Origin of the sequence: Pseudomonas sp. YuFO20, from assembly GCF_035064975.1 — a bacterium.
Classification (GTDB): Bacteria; Pseudomonadota; Gammaproteobacteria; order Pseudomonadales; family Pseudomonadaceae; genus Aquipseudomonas; species Aquipseudomonas putida_AE.
Genome location: NZ_JAXDEO010000007.1, coordinates 71,223 through 89,482 on the forward strand (window position 1 = coordinate 71,223; position 18,260 = coordinate 89,482).

The 18,260-nt window shown below is 61.3% G+C and carries 16 protein-coding genes; 4 read left to right on the plus strand and 12 right to left on the minus strand.

Translation table 11 applies throughout. From position 1 onward, the window contains the following. Nucleotides 1-52 precede the first annotated feature (52 nt). The 3 genes from holA to leuS all read right to left on the minus strand — a co-directional run bounded on the left by holA (nucleotide 53) and on the right by leuS (nucleotide 4,430). Nucleotides 53-1,090 (minus strand): DNA polymerase III subunit delta, encoded by a 1,038-nt coding sequence (gene holA, locus SOP85_RS05980; protein ID WP_323626384.1) that lies wholly within the window; start codon nucleotides 1,088-1,090, stop codon nucleotides 53-55. Nucleotides 1,091-1,129: 39 nt separating this feature from the next. Continuing rightward, nucleotides 1,130-1,735 carry an LPS-assembly lipoprotein LptE gene (locus SOP85_RS05985; RefSeq protein ID WP_274074463.1) on the minus strand — a complete coding sequence of 202 codons (606 nt, stop codon included), beginning with the start codon at nucleotides 1,733-1,735 and terminating at the stop codon, nucleotides 1,130-1,132. Nucleotides 1,736-1,823: 88 nt separating this feature from the next. Then, complete coding sequence (gene leuS / locus SOP85_RS05990; RefSeq protein WP_323626385.1) at nucleotides 1,824-4,430, minus strand: leucine--tRNA ligase; 2,607 nt, start codon at nucleotides 4,428-4,430, stop codon at nucleotides 1,824-1,826. A 280-nt stretch (nucleotides 4,431-4,710) separates the two neighbouring features. On the opposite strand from leuS, the gene SOP85_RS05995 reads away from it, so the two are divergent. Next, the gene (locus SOP85_RS05995) at nucleotides 4,711-5,031 is read left to right on the plus strand and encodes a hypothetical protein (protein WP_274074465.1); all 321 of its coding nucleotides are present in this window, start codon (nucleotides 4,711-4,713) and stop codon (nucleotides 5,029-5,031) included. A 105-nt stretch (nucleotides 5,032-5,136) separates the two neighbouring features. Further along, nucleotides 5,137-5,898: a YdcF family protein gene (locus tag SOP85_RS06000; RefSeq protein WP_274074466.1), complete on the plus strand. Its 762-nt coding sequence runs from the start codon at nucleotides 5,137-5,139 to the stop codon at nucleotides 5,896-5,898. A gap of 99 nt (nucleotides 5,899-5,997) precedes the next feature. Here the strand turns inward: SOP85_RS06000 and lnt are convergent, their stop codons facing one another. The 5 genes from lnt to miaB form a co-directional block, all read right to left on the minus strand. Beyond that, nucleotides 5,998-7,521, minus strand: coding sequence for an apolipoprotein N-acyltransferase (gene lnt / locus SOP85_RS06005; RefSeq protein ID WP_323626386.1), 1,524 nt, complete (start codon nucleotides 7,519-7,521; stop codon nucleotides 5,998-6,000). Nucleotides 7,522-7,536: 15 nt separating this feature from the next. Beyond that, a complete protein-coding gene (locus tag SOP85_RS06010; RefSeq protein ID WP_046815833.1) occupies nucleotides 7,537-8,376 on the minus strand; it encodes an HlyC/CorC family transporter in 840 nt (279 codons plus the stop codon). Between the two features lie 5 nt (nucleotides 8,377-8,381). Then, nucleotides 8,382-8,876, minus strand: coding sequence for an rRNA maturation RNase YbeY (gene ybeY, locus SOP85_RS06015; protein WP_274074468.1), 495 nt, complete (start codon nucleotides 8,874-8,876; stop codon nucleotides 8,382-8,384). Beyond that, nucleotides 8,869-9,876 carry a PhoH family protein gene (locus tag SOP85_RS06020; protein ID WP_274074469.1) on the minus strand — a complete coding sequence of 336 codons (1,008 nt, stop codon included), beginning with the start codon at nucleotides 9,874-9,876 and terminating at the stop codon, nucleotides 8,869-8,871. Before SOP85_RS06020 ends, ybeY begins: the two co-directional genes overlap by 8 nt. A 214-nt stretch (nucleotides 9,877-10,090) precedes the next feature. After that, nucleotides 10,091-11,419, minus strand: coding sequence for a tRNA (N6-isopentenyl adenosine(37)-C2)-methylthiotransferase MiaB (gene miaB / locus SOP85_RS06025; protein WP_274074603.1), 1,329 nt, complete (start codon nucleotides 11,417-11,419; stop codon nucleotides 10,091-10,093). Between the two features lie 132 nt (nucleotides 11,420-11,551). Here miaB and SOP85_RS06030 point away from each other — a divergent pair, with 132 nt between their 5' ends. Next, a complete protein-coding gene (locus SOP85_RS06030; protein WP_008066015.1) occupies nucleotides 11,552-11,881 on the plus strand; it encodes a DUF1820 family protein in 330 nt (109 codons plus the stop codon). 120 nt (nucleotides 11,882-12,001) lie between these two features. Here SOP85_RS06030 and SOP85_RS06035 read toward each other — a convergent pair whose 3' ends face one another. The 4 genes from SOP85_RS06035 to SOP85_RS06050 all read right to left on the minus strand — a co-directional run bounded on the left by SOP85_RS06035 (nucleotide 12,002) and on the right by SOP85_RS06050 (nucleotide 15,521). Continuing rightward, nucleotides 12,002-12,556, minus strand: a complete 555-nt coding sequence (locus SOP85_RS06035; protein WP_274074470.1) for a tetratricopeptide repeat protein — start codon at nucleotides 12,554-12,556, stop codon at nucleotides 12,002-12,004. Between the two features lie 225 nt (nucleotides 12,557-12,781). Further along, nucleotides 12,782-14,065 carry a glutamate-1-semialdehyde 2,1-aminomutase gene (gene hemL / locus SOP85_RS06040; RefSeq protein ID WP_008066019.1) on the minus strand — a complete coding sequence of 428 codons (1,284 nt, stop codon included), beginning with the start codon at nucleotides 14,063-14,065 and terminating at the stop codon, nucleotides 12,782-12,784. A gap of 16 nt (nucleotides 14,066-14,081) precedes the next feature. Next, nucleotides 14,082-14,705, minus strand: a complete 624-nt coding sequence (gene thiE / locus SOP85_RS06045; protein WP_323626387.1) for a thiamine phosphate synthase — start codon at nucleotides 14,703-14,705, stop codon at nucleotides 14,082-14,084. Nucleotides 14,706-14,723: 18 nt separating this feature from the next. Next, nucleotides 14,724-15,521, minus strand: coding sequence for a hydroxymethylpyrimidine/phosphomethylpyrimidine kinase (locus tag SOP85_RS06050; protein WP_046815827.1), 798 nt, complete (start codon nucleotides 15,519-15,521; stop codon nucleotides 14,724-14,726). Between the two features lie 304 nt (nucleotides 15,522-15,825). Between SOP85_RS06050 and SOP85_RS06055 the strand changes: the two genes are divergently transcribed. Further along, nucleotides 15,826-18,210: a 7TM diverse intracellular signaling domain-containing protein gene (locus tag SOP85_RS06055; protein WP_323626388.1), complete on the plus strand. Its 2,385-nt coding sequence runs from the start codon at nucleotides 15,826-15,828 to the stop codon at nucleotides 18,208-18,210. The last annotated feature ends 50 nt before the right edge of the window (nucleotides 18,211-18,260 follow it).

The following is an 18,260-nucleotide window of genomic DNA, read 5'->3' on the forward strand; positions in this document are numbered from 1 at the left end:
CTGTCTATAGCGCAAATGCATGTGTGTTTTTTGAGGCTGCGATCTTTTGATTTTATTCAGCAGGCAACGACAATCGCTGCCCAGCCATCAACAACGTCAGGCGACTCAAGCTCATCCACGGCGAACCCGCCGCCTGGCCCTTGATCTGCGCGTCAATGCGCTGGGCTTCGAGCAGCAATTGCGCCCAGCGTTGCGCCGAATAGCGTTGCAGGGCCTTGCTCATCAGTGGTTTGCGCTTGTCCCAGACCGGCGGTCTGGCCTGGCTGAAGGCCTTGTCCAGTGGCGTGCCCTGGCTGTACTGCAAGGAAATGTTGGCCAGCAGCCGCAGTTCCCGGGCCAGGGCCCAGAGAATCACCGGGGGCTCGACGCCTTCACCGCGAAGCCCTTCGAGCATCCGCAGCGCGTGGGCGGCTTCGCCATTGAGAATGGCATCGGTCAGGCCGAAAACGTCAAAGCGTGCACTGTCGGCCACCGCGGCCTGTACGGTTTCGATGGTGATCTGGCCGCCTTCGGCCATCAGCTTGAGCTTTTCGATTTCCTGGGCGGCGGCCAACAAGTTGCCCTCGACCCGGGCGGCGATCAACTCGACGGCGTCCTGGCTGGCGGACAGCCCGGCCTGGGACAGGCGCTGACGGATCCAGCTGGGCAACTGGTTGGCATCCACCGGCCAGATCTGCACGAACTGGGTCTGTTGGCCTTCGACCAGCGCCTTGCCCCATTTGGTTTTCTGCGCGCTGCCATCAAGCTTCGGCAGGCTGATCAACAGCAGCGTGTCTTCCGCTGGTCGCGAGCAGTACTCAATGAGCGCGGCAGCACCTTTATCACCGGGTTTTCCGGAAGGCAGGCGCAATTCCAGCAGGCGTTTTTCGGCGAACAGCGACATGCTGGCGCCGGCTTGCAGCAAGGTTCCCCAGTCGAAGCTGGCGTCGGCGGCGAACACCTGGCGTTCGTCGAAGCCTTGTTGGCGCGCGGCCGTGCGGATGGCGTCGGCGGCTTCCTGGCACAGCAAGGGGTCATCGCCACTGATGACGTAGACCGGCGCGAGGGCGCCTTGCAGGTGTTTGGCGAGTTGGGCAGGGGCGAGCTTCATAAGAGGGGGCAAACGGGGCGCCGGGGCGCCCCGTAAGGCTTACTGACGAGGCAGTTCGATGGGAGACTGGCGCGGTGTTTCCGCTTCAGCCTTCTGCGCTGCTTCCAGCGCCGCGGCTTCCGCCTTGGCCTTGGCTGCCGCCGTTTGCTGCAACTGGTCCAGCTGGGCCGGGGTGAATTGCTGCAGGCGCAACATCATGCGTTGAACCAGCTCGCGACGCATTTCCCTGCGGGCATCGCTGGCTTCCTGGTCGGAACCTACCAGGTTGTTGCCGTCATGGATGAACACCTTCTGCACTTCGAGTTTGTCGCTCAGCAGGGGCAGGTTGCCCTGGCCGCGAATGTCATAGCTGAGTACCGTGCTCAGTTGATATTCGCCCGTACGACCGGCGCCTGCGTAGCTGAGGATGCGCTGGGATTCCTGCTGGTCAGTCAGGATGAGTTTGTAGGGGGCGCCGGTGTAGACGTTGACGCCGCTGCTGACCAGCGACTGGCGCAGTTGTGTCACGGTTTCGCCGTAGGCGTCGCGGGCGCTCAGGTCGAGTTCCTTGATCGCCAGTTCGGTGGTGCCGGTGCCACGTAGCTGGAAGCCACAGGCGCTCAACAGGACTGCGAGGCCTATCACCAGCAAGTTGCGTTTGATCATTGTGTTGCTCCCCTTGAAACCATGTGGGCCAATCAAGCGGCCCGAAAGGTTTTATTCGGCGCCTGGCATGGCCAGGCGCCTGATCCAATTAGCTGGCGACGATGTTGACCAGTTTTCCGGGCACCACGATCACTTTGCGAATGGTCAGACCATCGACGAAACGCAGCACGTTCTCGTTGGCCCGGGCGGCGGCTTCGACGTCTTCGCGACTGGCGCTGGCGGGCATTTCTATCTGGCCGCGCAGCTTGCCGTTGACCTGGATGACCAGCGTCAGGCTGTCCTGCACCAGGGCGCTTTCGTCCAGAACCGGCCAGGCGGCGTCGATCACCGGGTCGGCGTGACCCAGGCGATGCCACAGCTCGTGGCTGATGTGCGGGGTGATCGGCGCCAGCAGCAGGGTCACGGTTTCCAGGCCTTCCTGAACCAGCGCACGGTCCTGTTCGGTGCCTTGTGCGGCTTTTTCCAGCACGTTCATCAGCGTCATCACCTGGGCGATGGCGGTGTTGAATTTGTGGTTCTGGCCGACGTCGTGGCTGGCCTGCTTGATGGCCTGGTGGATCGAACGGCGAATGGCTTTCTGCTCGTCGTTCAGGCTGGCGACGTCCAGTTTGCCCGGCAGGCCCTGGGTGACGTGCGTTTGAGCCAGGCGCCAGACGCGCTTGAGGAAGCGGTGCGAACCTTCGACCCCGGAGTCGGACCATTCCGCGCTCATGTCAGGTGGCGAGGCGAACATCATGAACAGACGGCAGGTGTCGGCGCCGAACTGGTCGATCATCGACTGTGGGTCAACGCCGTTGTTCTTCGACTTGGCCATCTTCTCGGTGCCACCGATTTCCACCGGCAGACCGTCGGCGATCAGCTTGGCGCTGATGACCTTGGCCTTGCTGTCGCGTTCGAGCTCGACGTCCGCCGGGTTGAACCAGGTGTAGGCACCGTTGGCTTCGCGACGGTAGTAAGTCTCGGCGATTACCATGCCCTGGGTCAGCAGGTTCTTGAACGGCTCGTTGGAGCTCACCAGCCCTTCGTCGCGCATCAGCTTGTGGAAGAAGCGCGCGTAGAGCAGGTGCAGGATCGCGTGTTCGATACCGCCGATGTACTGGTCCACCGGCAACCAGTGGTCGGCCGCCGATTTCTCTACCAGGCCACCTTCAAAGTGCGGCGAGGCGTAGCGGGCGTAGTACCACGAGGACTCGACGAAGGTGTCCATGGTGTCGGTTTCACGCTTGGCAGGCTGGCCGCATTTCGGGCAGCTGCACTCGTAGAACTCGGGCATGCGCGCCAGTGGCGAACCGGCGCCATCGGGTACGACGTCTTCCGGCAGCACGACAGGCAATTGATCTTCCGGCACCGGCACGTCGCCGCAAGTATTGCAGTGGATGATCGGGATCGGGCAGCCCCAGTAGCGCTGACGGCTGATGCCCCAGTCGCGCAGGCGGAACTGGGTGCGCGAGGCGCCCAGTTCTTTCTTGATCAGCGCCACTTCGATGGCGTCGAAGGCACCCGCGAAGTCCAGGCCGTCGAACTCGCCGGAATTGATCAGCGTGCCGTACTCACCGTAGGCGTCTTGCCATGGCGCCGGGTTGGTGTCACCTGCGCTTGTGCGCACCACGGATTTGACCGGCAGGTTGTACTTGTGGGCGAACTCGAAATCGCGTTCGTCGTGGGCCGGAACAGCCATCACCGCGCCGTCGCCGTAGTGCATCAGCACGTAGTTGGCGACCCATACCGGCAGTTTTTCGCCGGTCAAAGGGTGCTCGACGAACAGGCCGGTCGGCAGGCCTTTTTTCTCCTGGGTGGCGACGTCGGCTTCGGCGACGCTACCGCCCTTGCATTCGGCGATGAACGCTTGCAACTCCGGGTTGTTTTTGGCGGCGAGGGCGGCCAGGTGATGCTCGGCAGCCACGGCGACATAGGTCGCGCCCATCAGGGTATCCGGACGGGTGGTGAAGACTTTCAGTGCACCGGCTTCGCCGATGGAGTCGACGTTGTACGGGAACTGCACTTCCATGCCGCGGGATTTGCCGATCCAGTTGCGCTGCATGGTCTTGACCTGTTCAGGCCAGCCAGTCAGTTCGTCGAGGCTCTCCAGCAGCTCATCCGCGTAGGCGGTGATCTTGAAGTAGTACATCGGGATTTCGCGCTTTTCGATCAGCGCGCCGGAACGCCAGCCGCGACCGTCGATCACCTGCTCGTTGGCCAGGACGGTCTGGTCGACCGGGTCCCAGTTCACGGTGCCGCTTTTCTTGTAGATCACACCTTTTTCGAACAGGCGAGTGAACAGCCATTGTTCCCAGCGGTAGTAATCGGGCTTGCAGGTGGTCACTTCGCGCGACCAGTCCACCGCCAGGCCCAGGCTGCGCAGCTGGGTCTTCATGTAGGCGATGTTCTCGTAGGTCCACTTGGCGGGCGCTACGTTGTTCTTCATCGCGGCGTTTTCCGCCGGCATGCCGAAGGCGTCCCAACCCATGGGTTGCAGGACGTTCTTGCCGAGCATGCGCTGGTAGCGGGAGATCACGTCGCCGATGGTGTAGTTGCGCACGTGCCCCATGTGTAGCTTGCCGCTGGGGTAAGGGAACATCGACAGGCAGTAGTAGGTCTCCTTGCCTGGCTGTTCACTGACTTCAAAGGACTTTTGCTCGTCCCAGAACGACTGGGCGGCGGCTTCGATTTCACGGGGCTGATATTGTTCGTGCATGGCTACTTTTGAACTGAATAGGGGTGGCCTAATCCTCTTCAATGCGACCTTGGACGGTGAGTGCGCCAATTCGGCGTTTCGGTGTCCAGAGGAGCTGGAAGTGGAGTTACAGGAAGCGCCGTAGCATACATGACCGCACTCTATCGAGGGAAACCCTGATTACTGCCGCGCGTCTCGCAAAAACCGCTGCGAGGGCCGTTGGTCGCGGCGTCCAGCCGGTTTGTCGATGGAAGCTAAGCTCTAAATGGGGAGTAGGTCTTATCTTCCAATGAGGTGAGGGATGGTTGAGTCACGGCAAAAAGCTACAAAACCGGAGTTGTACGAAAGACTGATCGATCGTTTGGGCATGGCCCTTGATGCAGCCAAAACAGCTGGTCGGCTGCGCGATGAACGCCCTTTGGAACTGGAGTTGCGTGGCTTGAGCCCCGCAGAGTTTGCACTGGTCAAGGCGTACCTCGATCGCAGTGAGCGTGAAACGCAGGGATGCTTGTCTGAAGCAGTGAAGCAACTCGATGCACCACGTTCGGCCAAGATCATCTGGCTCAAGGACAAAATACCTGGCAGAGACGCGGTAAAGGTCCGGTCCCTGCAGTTCAAGTAAGGCATAGAGCCATGCTCCACGGTTTTTTGAAGCATAGTCCTTCCGTATTTATTGTCGCATTGCGTCAACCCACTTAGGCTTCGGGCATCTTTAAGGAGATGCCCGATGCCTTTTCGCTATTTCGTGAAACACCTTCTGATGCCGCCCGGCGTCCTTATCCTGTTGCTGGTGCTCGCCTGGTGGTGGCGCCGCTCAAGACCGCGCCTTGCCGGATGGTGTTTTGCGCTGGGCGTGGGCGGGTTCTGGTTGATGAGCCTGCCGGTGATGGTGCAATGGGGCGCCGGGCTCCTTGAGCGTGAAGCCCCTTTGCCTCGCGACGAGTGGGCAACCCTGGCCCAGCGCGCCGATGCGATCGTGGTGCTGGGGGCCGGGCGCGAACGGGGTGACCTGGCCTGGGGCAGTGATCAACCCACCGGAATGGCCCTGGAGCGAGAACGCTATGCCGCTCGCCTGGCAAAGGCCTCGGGCTTGCCGATCCTGACCAGTGGTGGCTTGCATTACGGCTCGCCGCCCACCGAAGCCAAAATGATGGCTGACTCAATGCGCGATGATTTTGGCGTGGCTGTGCGGTGGCAGGAAGGGCAAAGCCGAACCACCTGGGAAAACGCGACATTCAGCGCCGAAGTCCTGTTGCCTGAGGGCATCAAGCGCGTGGTGGTGGTCACCCAGGCCTGGCACATGCCGCGCGCGGTCTGGAGTTTCCAGAAGGCCGGGTTTGAAGTGGTGCCGGCACCAGTCGGATTCCTGGGCGTGAACAACGCCGAGCCGCTGGGCGGCTGGATGCCGGAATTCAAGGCCATCTGGCGCAGCGGGCAGTTGTTGAATGAGGCAGTGGGGCAGATCGCTTATAGGCTTTTCTACCGCTGAAAAGCAAAAGATCGCAGCCTTCGGCAGCTCCTACAATTGGAATGCAATCCCCTGTAGGAGCTGCCGCAGGCTGCGATCTTTTGCAGGCGACACAAATCTTCAGACGGTCTTGGCCATCCGGCTGGCAATCAACGCCCAGCCAAACAACAGCACACAAACAATGATCAATGGCCACGACCGCCATTGCAGGTACGGTGTGAGGTTGTGCATTGGCACCACTTCGCCGTACAGGATGCCGCGTTCGAACTGCGGGATCTGCGTGGTGATCTGGCCAAACGGGTTGATCAGGCCGGTCACGCCATTGTTGGTCGCGCGGATCATCCAGCGGCCCGCCTCGAGCGCGCGCATCTGCGCCATCTGCAAGTGCTGCAGCGGGCCGATGGAGGTGCCGAACCAGGTGTCGTTGCTGATGGTCAGCAGCAGGTCGCTTTGCGCGGCAAGGCCGGCGGCGAACTCCGGGTACACCACTTCGTAGCAGATGAACGGCGCAATCTGGTAACCCTTGGCTTGCAACATGGCCTGGTCGGAAGGACCGCGGGCAAAGTCCGACATGGGCAGGTCGAAGAACGCGATCAGGCCCCGCAGCACATCCTGCAACGGCACGTATTCGCCAAACGGCACCAGCTTTTGTTTGAGGTAGGTGCCGTCGCCTTCGCCCACCACGGTAATGCCGTTGTAGAAACGTTTCTGCTGGTGGACGACTTCGCGGATCGGTACGCCGGTGATCATGGCTGAATCGCGCTCGGCGGCGAATTTCCCCATCATGTCCAGGTAGCCCTGGGCAGATTCCTTGAGCACCGGGACCGCGGTTTCCGGCCAGATCAGCAAGTCGACCCGTTTCGAGCTGAAGCTCATGTCGCGGTACAGCTCCAATTGCGCGTTGAGCTGCGCCGGGTCCCACTTCATGCTCTGTTCGATGTTGCCCTGGAGCGCCGCGACACTCAGCGGGGTGCCCGACGGGCTGGTCCAGGCGTGGTGCTTGAGCGCCAGGCCGGCCACCCACGGGCCTGCCAGCAACACAACGCCCACGGCGATGAAGCCTTTGCGCCCCGTGCGCACCAGGCGCACGGCGTTGTAGATCAATGCAGCCGTCAGGGCCAGGGTGAAGGATATCAGCCACATCCCGCCAACCGGCGCGAGGCCGGCCAGGGGGCCGTCAAGCTGGCTGTAGCCAGAGTAGAGCCATGGGAAACCGGTCAGGAACCAGCCACGAAACGCTTCCTGGCCGACCCACAGCGCCGCGAAGGCCAGGGTGTCTGCCAGTGGTGCTTCATTGCGCCGCAACCAGCGCGCCCAAATCCAGGCGGGCAGGGCGAAGAACCAGGCAATCGCCGCCGTGAAGATCAGCATCAGGAAGCCGGCCAACAGCACCGACGCGCCACCGAAGTGATGAATGCTGTAGTAGATCCAACTGGTGCCGGCGCCAAACAGGCCGAAGCCGAAACACCAGCCACGCCCCAGGGCCTGGCGTGGATTCAGTTCACGCAAGCCGGCATAGAACAGCCCGACCGCCAGCAGTGCCAGTGGCCAGATATCGAACGGCGCCAGGGCCAGGGTGGTGATTGCACCGGCCGCCACGGCCAGCAGGTTACCGGGCCAGCCGGGGCGGGTTGTCCAGCGCATTTCAATCCTTAGGTTTTACCGGGCGATAGGTGTCAGTCGCAGCAAGTGAATCCGCCGACTGTCGGCGTTCAGGATGCGGAAGCGATAGGCGCCGATTTCAGTGATTTCGTTGCGTTTTGGCAAGTGCCCGAACGCGCTCATCACCAGGCCGCCCACGGTGTCGAACTCGTCGTCGGAAAATTCGCTGTCGAAGAACTCGTTGAAGTTCTCGATCGGCGTCAGGGCCTTGATCAGGAAGTCGCCGCTGGGCAGTGGCTTGATGTAGCTGTCTTCTTCGACGTCGTGCTCGTCTTCGATGTCGCCGACGATCTGTTCCAGCACGTCTTCGATGGTCACCAGGCCCGCCACGCCGCCGTATTCGTCAATGACGATGGCCATGTGGTTGTGGTTGGCGCGGAACTCACGCAGCAGTACGTTCAGGCGCTTGGACTCCGGCACGAACGTGGCCGGGCGCAGCAGGTCCTTGATGTTGAAACTGTCGCCGTTCTCCCTGAGGATCAACGGCAGCAAGTCCTTGGCCAGCAACACGCCCATCACGTCATCGTGGCTTTCGCCGATCACCGGGTAGCGGGAGTGGGCCGAATCGACCACGGCAGGCAGGAACTCGCGAGGTGTCTGGGTCGCCTTGATGCTGACCATCTGCGAGCGCGGGACCATGATGTCCCGTACCTGCAGGTCGGCCACCTGGATAGCGCCTTCGACGATGGCCAGCGCTTCGCTGTCCAGCAGTTTGTTCTGGTGTGCATCGCGCAGCAGCTCCAGCAGCTCCTGGCGGTTCTTCGGCTCGTGGGCAAAAGCCTGGGTGAGCTTACCCAGCCAAGACTTCTGCCCGTTGCTCGATCGATCTTCGCTCATAGCGATTACTCTGAATCCTTTGTTGTTTCGGTAGGGGGTACTTCGATTTCGTCGTCCGCGTACGGATCGCGATAGCCCAGTTCTGCAAGCAACGTTCGTTCCAGTGCTTCCATCTCTTCGGCTTCGTCATCTTCAATATGGTCGTAACCAAGCAGATGCAAGCAGCCGTGGATCACGAGATGCGCCCAGTGGGCCTTGAGTTCCTTGCCCTGCTCGGTGGCTTCGCGCTCGACCACCGCCACGCAGATCACCAGGTCACCCAGCAGCGGGATGTCTAGAAACTCGTCCGGTACATCGGCAGGGAACGACAGGACGTTGGTGGCGTAATCCTTGTGCCGCCAGGTGTTGTTCAGTTCGCGGCCTTCGGCTTCGTCGACCAGGCGAATGGTCATTTCCGAGTCTGCGGTGCGCTGGCGCAGGGCCAGTTCGCACCATTGGCGGAACTCGGCTTCGCTGGGGGCGGGAGCTTGGGTCGCGATTTGCAGGTCAAGCTCAAGCATCGCGTCGGCTGTCCCTGGCGGCGGCATCATCGGCCGCTTTGGTTTCGAAGCGCTCGTAGGCTTCGACAATCCGCTGCACCAATGGATGGCGCACAACGTCCTTGGGCTGGAAGTGCGTGAAGCTGATGCCCGGCACATCCTTCAAGACTTCGATCACATGGTGCAGCCCGGACTTGGTGCCGCGAGGCAGGTCGACCTGGGTGATGTCACCGGTGATGACAGCCGTGGAGCCGAAGCCGATCCGGGTCAGGAACATTTTCATCTGCTCGACCGTGGTGTTCTGGCTTTCGTCGAGGATGATGAAGCTGTTGTTCAGCGTCCGGCCACGCATGTAGGCCAGTGGCGCGACTTCGATCACCTGGCGCTCGATCAGCTTGGCGACGTATTCGAAACCGAGCATTTCATACAGTGCGTCGTAGAGCGGGCGCAGGTATGGGTCGATTTTCTGCGACAGGTCGCCGGGCAGGAAGCCGAGTTTTTCGCCCGCTTCGACCGCCGGGCGCACCAGCAGGATGCGGCGGATCTGCTCGCGTTCCAGCGCATCTACCGCACAGGCGACGGCCAGGTAGGTCTTGCCGGTACCGGCCGGGCCAATGCCGAAGTTGATGTCGTTACCGAGGATTTCCTTCACATAGCGCAATTGATTCAAGCCGCGAGGGCGAATCATGCCTTTCTTGGTGCGCAGGGCGACGGAGGCTTCGGCGGGCGAGTGGTTATCCAGCTCTTCGACGGCGGATTCCTGCAGGAACAGGTGCACCAAGTCCGGTGACAGCTCGGTACCCTTGGTTTCCCGGTACAGGCGGCGCAGGAGATTTTCCGCGGAGGTGGTGTGTTTTGGCTCGCCGATCAGCTCGAACTGGTTTCCGCGGTTGCGGATCTCGATGGTCAGGCGCTGTTCGATCAAGCGCAAATGCTCGTCGAATTGCCCGCACAGATTGGCGAAGCGGCGAGCCTCAAAGGGCTCGAGGATGAAACGATGTGGTTCGATGGGTGCGTTCAAGGTCGTATTTAGCCGCCCTGGGGCAATTGGGATGATTCAAGGATAGCGCCAGTGGCGCGGGTGCGAAAGCTCTTATACAGACCAATCTGATTCCCGCGTGTGGCGCTGTACCTGTGGGAGCGGGCTTGCTCGCGAATGCGGTCTGTCAGCGCCATTAATGTCGACTGACGCGCCGTCTTCGCGAGCAAGCCCGCTCCCACAGGGATCTTCGGAGTTATTGGATCAGCGAGCCCCGCAGCGAGTGTGGCTGTGCGGCGTCGATGTGCACGTCCGCGAACTGGCCGATGAGGGTCGGATTGTCGCAGCGGAAGTTGACGATACGGTTATTCTCGGTTCGGCCTTGCAGCTCGCCGGGGTCTTTCTTGGAATAATCGGTTACAAGAATCCGCTGAATCGAACCGACCATCTGTCGGCTGATCTCGAAACCTTGCTGGTTCAGGCGATGTTGCAGGGCGTTGAGGCGCTCTTTCTTCAGCTCTTCCGGCGTCTCATCGGCCAGGTCGGCGGCGGGTGTACCCGGGCGCTGGCTGTAGACGAAGGAGTAGGAGAAGTCGAAGCCGACGTCCTGGATCAGCTTCATGGTCTGTTCGAAGTCTTTTTCAGTCTCGCCGGGGAAGCCGACGATGAAGTCCGAACTGATGCAGATTCCCGGCACGGCGGCGCGCAGCTTGCGCAGTTTGGATTTGTATTCCAGCGCCGTGTGGTTGCGTTTCATCGCCGCGAGGATCCGGTCCGAGCCCGATTGCACCGGCAGGTGCAGGTGTTTCACCAGTTCCGGCACGTCGGCGTGGGCCTGGATCAGGCTGTCGGAGAATTCCAGCGGGTGCGAGGTGGTGTAGCGGATGCGGTCGATGCCATCGACCGCGGCGACCACGCGGATCAGTTCGGCCAGATCCGCCAGGCGACCGTCGTGGGTCTTGCCGCGATAGCCGTTGACGTTCTGCCCGAGCAGCGTCACTTCGCGCACGCCGTGTTCGGCCAGGTGAATGATTTCGGCAATCACGTCGTCGAACGGCCGGCTGACCTCTTCACCGCGGGTGTAGGGCACCACGCAGAACGTGCAGTATTTGCTGCAACCTTCCATCACCGACACGTAGGCGCTCGGGCCATCGATGCGCGGCTCGGGCAAATGGTCGAATTTTTCGATTTCGGGGAACGAGACGTCGACTTGCGGCAGCTTGCTGATGCGTGCGGCGTCGATCATTTCCGGCAGGCGATGCAGGGTCTGCGGGCCGAACACCACGTCGACGTACGGCGCGCGATCGCGAATGGCGGCGCCTTCCTGGCTGGCCACGCAGCCACCGACGGCGATCACCATGTCCGGGTTGGCCAGCTTCAGTTCGCGCCAGCGGCCCAGCTGGGAATAGACGCGGTCCTGGGCGCGCTCGCGGATCGAGCAGGTGTTGAGCAGAATCACGTCGGCGTCTTCAGCGCGCGCGGTGACTTCCAGGGCCTGGTGTTCGCCCAGCAGATCGACCATGCGCGAGCTGTCGTACTCGTTCATCTGGCAACCGTGGGTTTCGATGTAAAGCTTCTTGGCCATGGACAGGGTCATCACGTGATTCAAAGAACCGCGCATTATAGGGAACATGCACTCAGGTTCCTACCGCTGCGCGTCCGGCGGCTATGCTATAGTTCGCGCCCTCATTTTTATCCCCGATGTGTTTCGCCTGCCATGACCAAACGTGAAGCTCCAATCTACAAGGTGATTTTCCTCAACCAGGGCCAGGTGTTCGAAATGTACGCCAAGCAGATCTATCAGAGCGATCTGTGGGGCTTCCTGGAAGTGGAAGAGTTCGTCTTTGGCGAGCGCACACAGGTAGTCGTCGACCCGAGCGAAGAGAAGCTCAAGGCCCAGTTCGAAGGGGTCGTGCGCAGTTTCGTGCCGATGCATTCGATCGTGCGCATCGACGAGGTCGAGCGCCTGGGCACACCGAAAATCAGCGAAGCCCGCGGCACGGTCGGCAATGTGATGCCGTTTCCGGTGCCGATGCCTGAGAAGTAAGGCTCAAGACCGAGTCGCCTGCTTCGCGAGCAAGCCCGCTCCCACAATGGATCTCCAGTGAAGAGATTGAATGTGGGAGCGGGCTTGCTCGCGAAGGGGCCAGACAGATCAATACAGAAATCAGGGAAGCGGCGCGAACGGCGTACGCCCATCGGCGCTCTGCAATTCCATCAGGTATTTACGGAAAATTTGCCCCAGCACCTGGGTGGCGACTTCCAGTTCCTGGCGGGGCATTTGTTCGGCGACTTCGTCGGCGGTGTCCAGTGCTTCTTCCGCGCCGTTGACCGCGGCCATCTTCAGCACGATATACGCCTGAATGTTATTGGCCGGTACGCCTTCGCCATGAAAGAACATGGTACCGAGTTTGAATTGGGCCTGGGCGTGGCCTTGCAGCGAGGCCTTTTCGAAGTAGCTCAAGGCTTTATTGAGATCGCGTGGCGCGTTTTTACCGTCGTAGTAGAACTCACCCAACTCGTATTGCGCTTGAGCATCCCCTTCATCCGACGCTTTCTGGCAGGCGGCAAGTGCCTGGGCCAGGTCTTGCGGCTGGGTATTGAGGGTGCAGCGACCCATCGCTGGGATTAACAACGAGTTACCGCCTGCTTGTGCGAGCGCGAGCAGGGGCTGAAGGAGCAACAGGCAGCCCAGTGAAAGGGCGCGGCCGGTGCGGTTCATGGGAATCGACTTACCTCTGAGGGGCGCGCGGACCCATCGAGGGGATCCAATAAGCGCGCATTATGAAATAAGCAGGGCCAACCTTACAAAGTCTTTACTCGTTTTTCTGCTGCGCGGGAAATATATCGCCCACTTTGTTCGGGATTATTAGCAGATGAGTAGGAAAAAGGGCAGGAGCGTAGGCAAAAGCTGACGCTGGTTATGGCCAGCGTCAGCGCTACGGCGTTACTTCAGTGCAGCAAATGCGCGCTCGGCGGCATCCAGGGTCAGTTTCAACTCGGCTTCGCCGTGGGCGATCGAGGTGAAGCCGGCTTCGAAAGCGCTTGGCGCCAGGTACACGCCACCTTCCAGCATCAGGTGGAAGAAGCGGCCGAACAAGGCTGCGTCGCTGGCCATCACGTCATCGAAGGTCACGATGTCGTCGGCGCCACTGAAGTACAGGCCGAACATGCCGCCGGCCTGGGTGGTCACAAAGGGAATGCCTGCCGCATCCGCACGCACTTGCAAGCCGTCGAGCAGGCGAGTGGTGTAGTCGGTCAGTTCGTCGTGGAAGCCCGGACGGCTGATCAGGCGCAAGGTGGTCAGGCCTGCCGCCATCGCCAGCGGGTTACCCGACAATGTACCGGCTTGATAGACCGGACCCAGCGGGGCGATGCGCGACATGATTTCGCGCTTGCCGCCGAAGCAACCCACCGGCATGCCACCGCCGATGATCTTGCCGAAGGTGGTCAGGTCTGGCGTCACGCCGTAGTGAGCCTGGGCGCCGCCGAGGGCAACACGGAAACCGGTCATCACTTCGTCGAAAATCAGCACCACGCCGTGCTTGTCGCACAAGGTCCGCAGGCCTTCGAGGAAGCCTGGGGCCGGTGGCACGCAATTCATGTTGCCGGCGACCGGCTCGACGATGATGCACGCCACATCCTGGCCGACTTCGGCGAGCATGGCTTCAACCGCATCGATGTCGTTGAACGGCAGGGTCAGGGTGTGTTTGGCGAACGCCGCCGGTACACCCGCCGAGCTCGGCACGCCTTGGGTCAGGGCGCCGGAGCCGGCCTTGACCAGCAGGCTGTCGGAGTGACCGTGGTAGCAGCCTTCGAACTTGATGATGCTGTCGCGACCGGTGAAACCACGGGCCAGGCGGATTGCGCTCATGGTTGCTTCGGTGCCGGAGCTGACCATGCGCACCATTTCCATCGAGGGCACTAGCGAGCAGACCAGATCAGCCATCTGGGTTTCCATCTCGGTCGGTGCGCCATAGGACAAGCCGTGTTCAAGCTGCTTGCGCACGGCGTCCAGGACATCCGGGTGGCTGTGGCCGAGGATCATCGGGCCCCAGGAGCCGACGTAATCCACATAACGCTTGTCGTCTTCATCGGTGACGTAGGCGCCTTCGGCGTGCTTGAAGAACAACGGCGTGCCGCCAACGCTCTTGAACGCGCGAACCGGCGAGTTCACGCCACCGGGAATGTGTTTCTGGGCATTGGCAAACAGCGTTTCGGAACGAGACATGATCGGGCTCTCAAAATCAGATTTTTAGTAGTTCGTTGAAGGCGCGGGCGCGGCGGGTCACTTCAGCCGTGCTCTGGGCGCCGAACAGGCCATGCACCACCGCCAGCAGATCGACGCCGTGGGCCACCAGCGGGGCGGCGTTGTCCAGGGTGATGCCGCCGATCGCGCAGATCGGCAGGTGCAACTGCTTGCGGGCCTGGTCGAGCAAGTCGAGGCTGCAGGTCGGTGCGCCGGGCTTGGTGGTGGAATTGAAGAAGCGGCCGAAGGCGACATAAGTGGCGCCCTCCCTGGCAGCTTGCTCGGCCAGATCGAGTTGCGCGTGGCAAGTCGAGCCGATGATGGCTTTGGAGCCGAGCAAGGCGCGGGTCGGCGACAGCGGGCCATCGGTCTGGCCCAGATGCACGCCCACGTTCAGGCGTGCGGCGAGCTCGGCGTCGTCGTTGATGATCAATCGGGTCTTGTAGCGTTCACACAGATCGCGCAGGGCCTCGGCCTCGCGCAGTCGACGGGCTTCATCGCTGCTCTTGTCGCGATACTGCAGCAGGGTGACGCCGCCTTCCAGCGCCGCCTCCACGTACGAAAGGAATTTACCGGCCAGCAACTGGCTGTCGGTAATGGCGTACAGGCCACGTAGTTTCATCGAGCAGGCCTCATGGCGTTACGAACAGAAGTCCAGAGGCAGGCGGCGTGGCACGAATTGGCCTTTGCCCAACTGCTCCGCATCGCGCAGGGTGCGCCACGTGTAGTTAAGTGCAGTCTGTACGGCGCTGGCGAGGTTTTCACCTTGGGCCAGACGGCCGGCAAGGGCACTGGCCAGGGTGCAACCCGAACCGTGATAACTGCCGGGCAGGCGTTGGCAGGTGTAGGTTTCGCGCAAGCCATCGCGGCTGTACAGGCGGTTGTGGATTTCGGTTTCGTCGCCATGGCCGCCGGTGATCAGCAGGTGTTTGACGAACGGCAGGAGTTTTTCAGCGCACTGGTCCGCGGTGCCTTCCGGCAGTTCGGCGAGGATCCGGGCTTCGGGAAGGTTGGGGGTGGCGATGATCGAGAGCGGCAGCAGGCGTTCGCGCATGGCGTAGCCGACTTCGTCCTTGCCCAGGCGACCGCCGCCGCCGGCACGCAGCACCGGGTCACAGACCACCGGCAAGTGCGGGTGCGCCGAGAGCAGTTCGACCACGGTGTCGACCATTTCCAGGGAGCCGAGCATGCCGAGCTTGACGGCCGCGACTTCGGAATCGTTGAGCACGGCGTTGGCCTGGGCCAACACCCACTCACGGTCGAGCACGCGGAAATCAGTGACATTGACAGTGTCCTGCACGGTCAGGGCGGTGACGGCCGGAGCCGCATGGCAACCCTGAGCGAGCAAGGCTTCGATATCTGCCTGCAAGCCGGCGCCACCACTTGGGTCGTGGCCGGAGAGACAGAGGACAACGGGGCGAGAGCTGTAGATATTCATGGTGCGCGAGCTTACCACCAAACATCTTTTTTCGGTGCGTGCGCATAACCGCAGACAGCTGCGCGACCTTCAAAAGATCGCAGCCTTCGGCAGCTCCTACATGGGGCGCGGGCTCTATCTCAATAATCTTCGCTGGAACGCCCGTGCTAGAGCCTTTGTAGGAAAAATTTTGGTAGTGCTCATTAGCCATCAACGGCTATGCTAGAGTGGATCCAAACCAATAACAGGTATCACCGGTCTTACGTCTACTCAAAAGGAATGGGGGGCTTCCTGACAGGACCGGACAGGCCACGCTGGGGCATGAATGCGCTATTTGCTGATGTTTGTGTTGTGTTTGCCCCTCTTGGCGAACGCCGTTGAGTTCAATGAACTCACCCAAAGCCTTCCCCTCGGGCGAACCCTGCAAGTGTTTGAAGATGTCGGTGGTCAGTTGACCGTCGCGGATGTCCGTGCGCAGGCCGCGGCCGGCAACTTCAAGGCGCATGATAAAGCCACCCTCAACGCCGGTTACTCGCGTTCGGTGTTCTGGCTGAAAATCGATCTGCATTACCGCCCGACCGACCCGGCTGCGCAAAGGACCTGGCTGCTGGAATTGGCGTACCCACCGCTCGATCACCTCGACCTGTATCTGCCTGATGCAAGCGGAAACTATGAATTGGCCAGGCAAACCGGCGATGCCTTGCCGTTCGACAGTCGCGAAATCCGCCAGAACAACTACCTGTTCACTGTGGATTTTACCCCTGACCAGGCGCAAACCCTGTACCTGCGCCTGCAAAGCCAGGGGTCGATCCAGGCGCCGGTCACGCTGTGGTCCAGCACGGCGTATCTCGAAGACCAGCCGGTGCGCCTCTATGTGCTGGGGCTTATCTACGGTGTACTGCTGGGGATGCTGGTCTACAACCTGTTCATCTACCTCAGCGTGCGCGATACCAGCTACCTCTACTACATCTTCTACATCGCCTCGTTCGGCTTGTATCAGCTGTCGGTGAACGGCGCCGCCGTGCAGTACTTCTGGCCAGACAATCCCTGGTGGGCCAACGCCTCGACGCCGTTTTTCATCGGTTGCGCCGGGTTGTTCGGCAGCCAATTCGCCCGCAGCTTCCTGCAGACCGCTACCCTCAGCCGCTGGATGGACCGCTTGCTGTTGGCATTGGTGGCGTTCGGCGCGCTGGTGGTCGGGTTGTCCCTGATGACCAGCTACGCCCTGGCGTTGCGCCTGGCCACGACCCTGGCACTGACTTTCACGGTGGTGATCTTTGCCGCGGGGATTTTTGCCTGGCTGCGTGGCTTGCGGGTCGCGCGATATTTCATCATTGCCTGGTCGGCGTTTCTGCTCGGCGGCATCATCAATACCTTGATGGTGCTGGGTTACCTGCCGAACGTGTTCCTGACCATGTACTCCAGCCAGATTGGCTCGGCCATCGAAGTGGCGCTCCTGTCCATGGCCCTGGCCGACCGCATCAACGCCATGCGTGAGCAGCAGGCGCAAACCCTGTTCGAGGCGGGGCAAAAGCTTGAGGTGCTTAACCAGCAACTGGCGCACAGCAACAAGCTCAAGGACGAATTCCTCGCCACCCTGACCCACGAGTTGCGCACACCCATGAATGGCGTGATCGGGTCGCTGGAGCTGATGCAGACCGTCGAGATGGATCCTGAGCTGGAGCAATATCAGCAAACGGCCGCGGGGTCGGCGCGGGACATGATGCGCATGGTCAACGGCATTCTCACCCTCACCGAGTTGCAGGCGGGCAAGCTCCAGGCGACCCCGTCCACCTTCAGTTTGCGCGCCGTGGTCGAGGCCTTGCGTGCACAGTTCGACGGCAATGCCTCGAGCAAATCGCTGGACTTCAAGGTCGATGTGGCACCGGGTGTGCCGGATCGCCTGCACGGCGACAGCGCCAAGTTGGCGCAATGCCTGGAGTGCCTGCTGGATAACGCCATCAAGTTCACCCGGGTCGGCGGACTGGCGCTGCGGGTCACGGGGAAAACGCTCAACCCCGAGCGACTGGCGTTGTCCTTTGCGGTGATCGACACCGGTATCGGCTTCACCGACCTTGGGGAGGCGACGATGTATCAGCGCTTCTTCCAGCTCGACGGTTCGATGACGCGCGAGTACGGCGGGCTGGGTGTCGGCCTGGCCATCTGCCGACAATTAGTGGAGCTGCTTGGCGGGCGCCTGACACACCGCTCCGAGCCTGGGCGTGGCAGCCGGTTTCAGCTTGACGTCGAATTTGACCTGCCGGCACCGGAGCGGCCTGCCACGCCACTCGCGATGCGGCAGTTGGCACAAATGCGCCTGCCCCAGGATTGCAGCGTATTGCTGGTGGATGACAGCAACGTCAATCAGTTGGTGATGCGCGGTATGTTGCTCAAGCTCGGATTCCGTGTGCGCACGGCTGACAGCGGTCACGCCGCGCTCGATTTGCTGCAGCGTGAAACGTTCGATGCGGTGCTGGTCGATTGTCAGTTGCAGTCTTTGGACGGCGTTTCCGTGTGCTGCGAGATCCGGGCAATGCCCGGTTGCGCGCAACTGCCGGTGTTCATGATCGCCCTGGGTACCGACCGGGAGCGCTGCCCGAGCGGCGCGCAGATCGTCCATTTGAGCAAACCGGTGAAGTTCGAGGACTTGCAAGCCGCGCTTTATCGTCGAGTGCTCTGTACTGAACAGGGCGAAAGTGCCGACAGTTAGGCAGATATGACACTTTGTTCGGCCAAGGGGCGGTGCTTAACTGAAGTCCC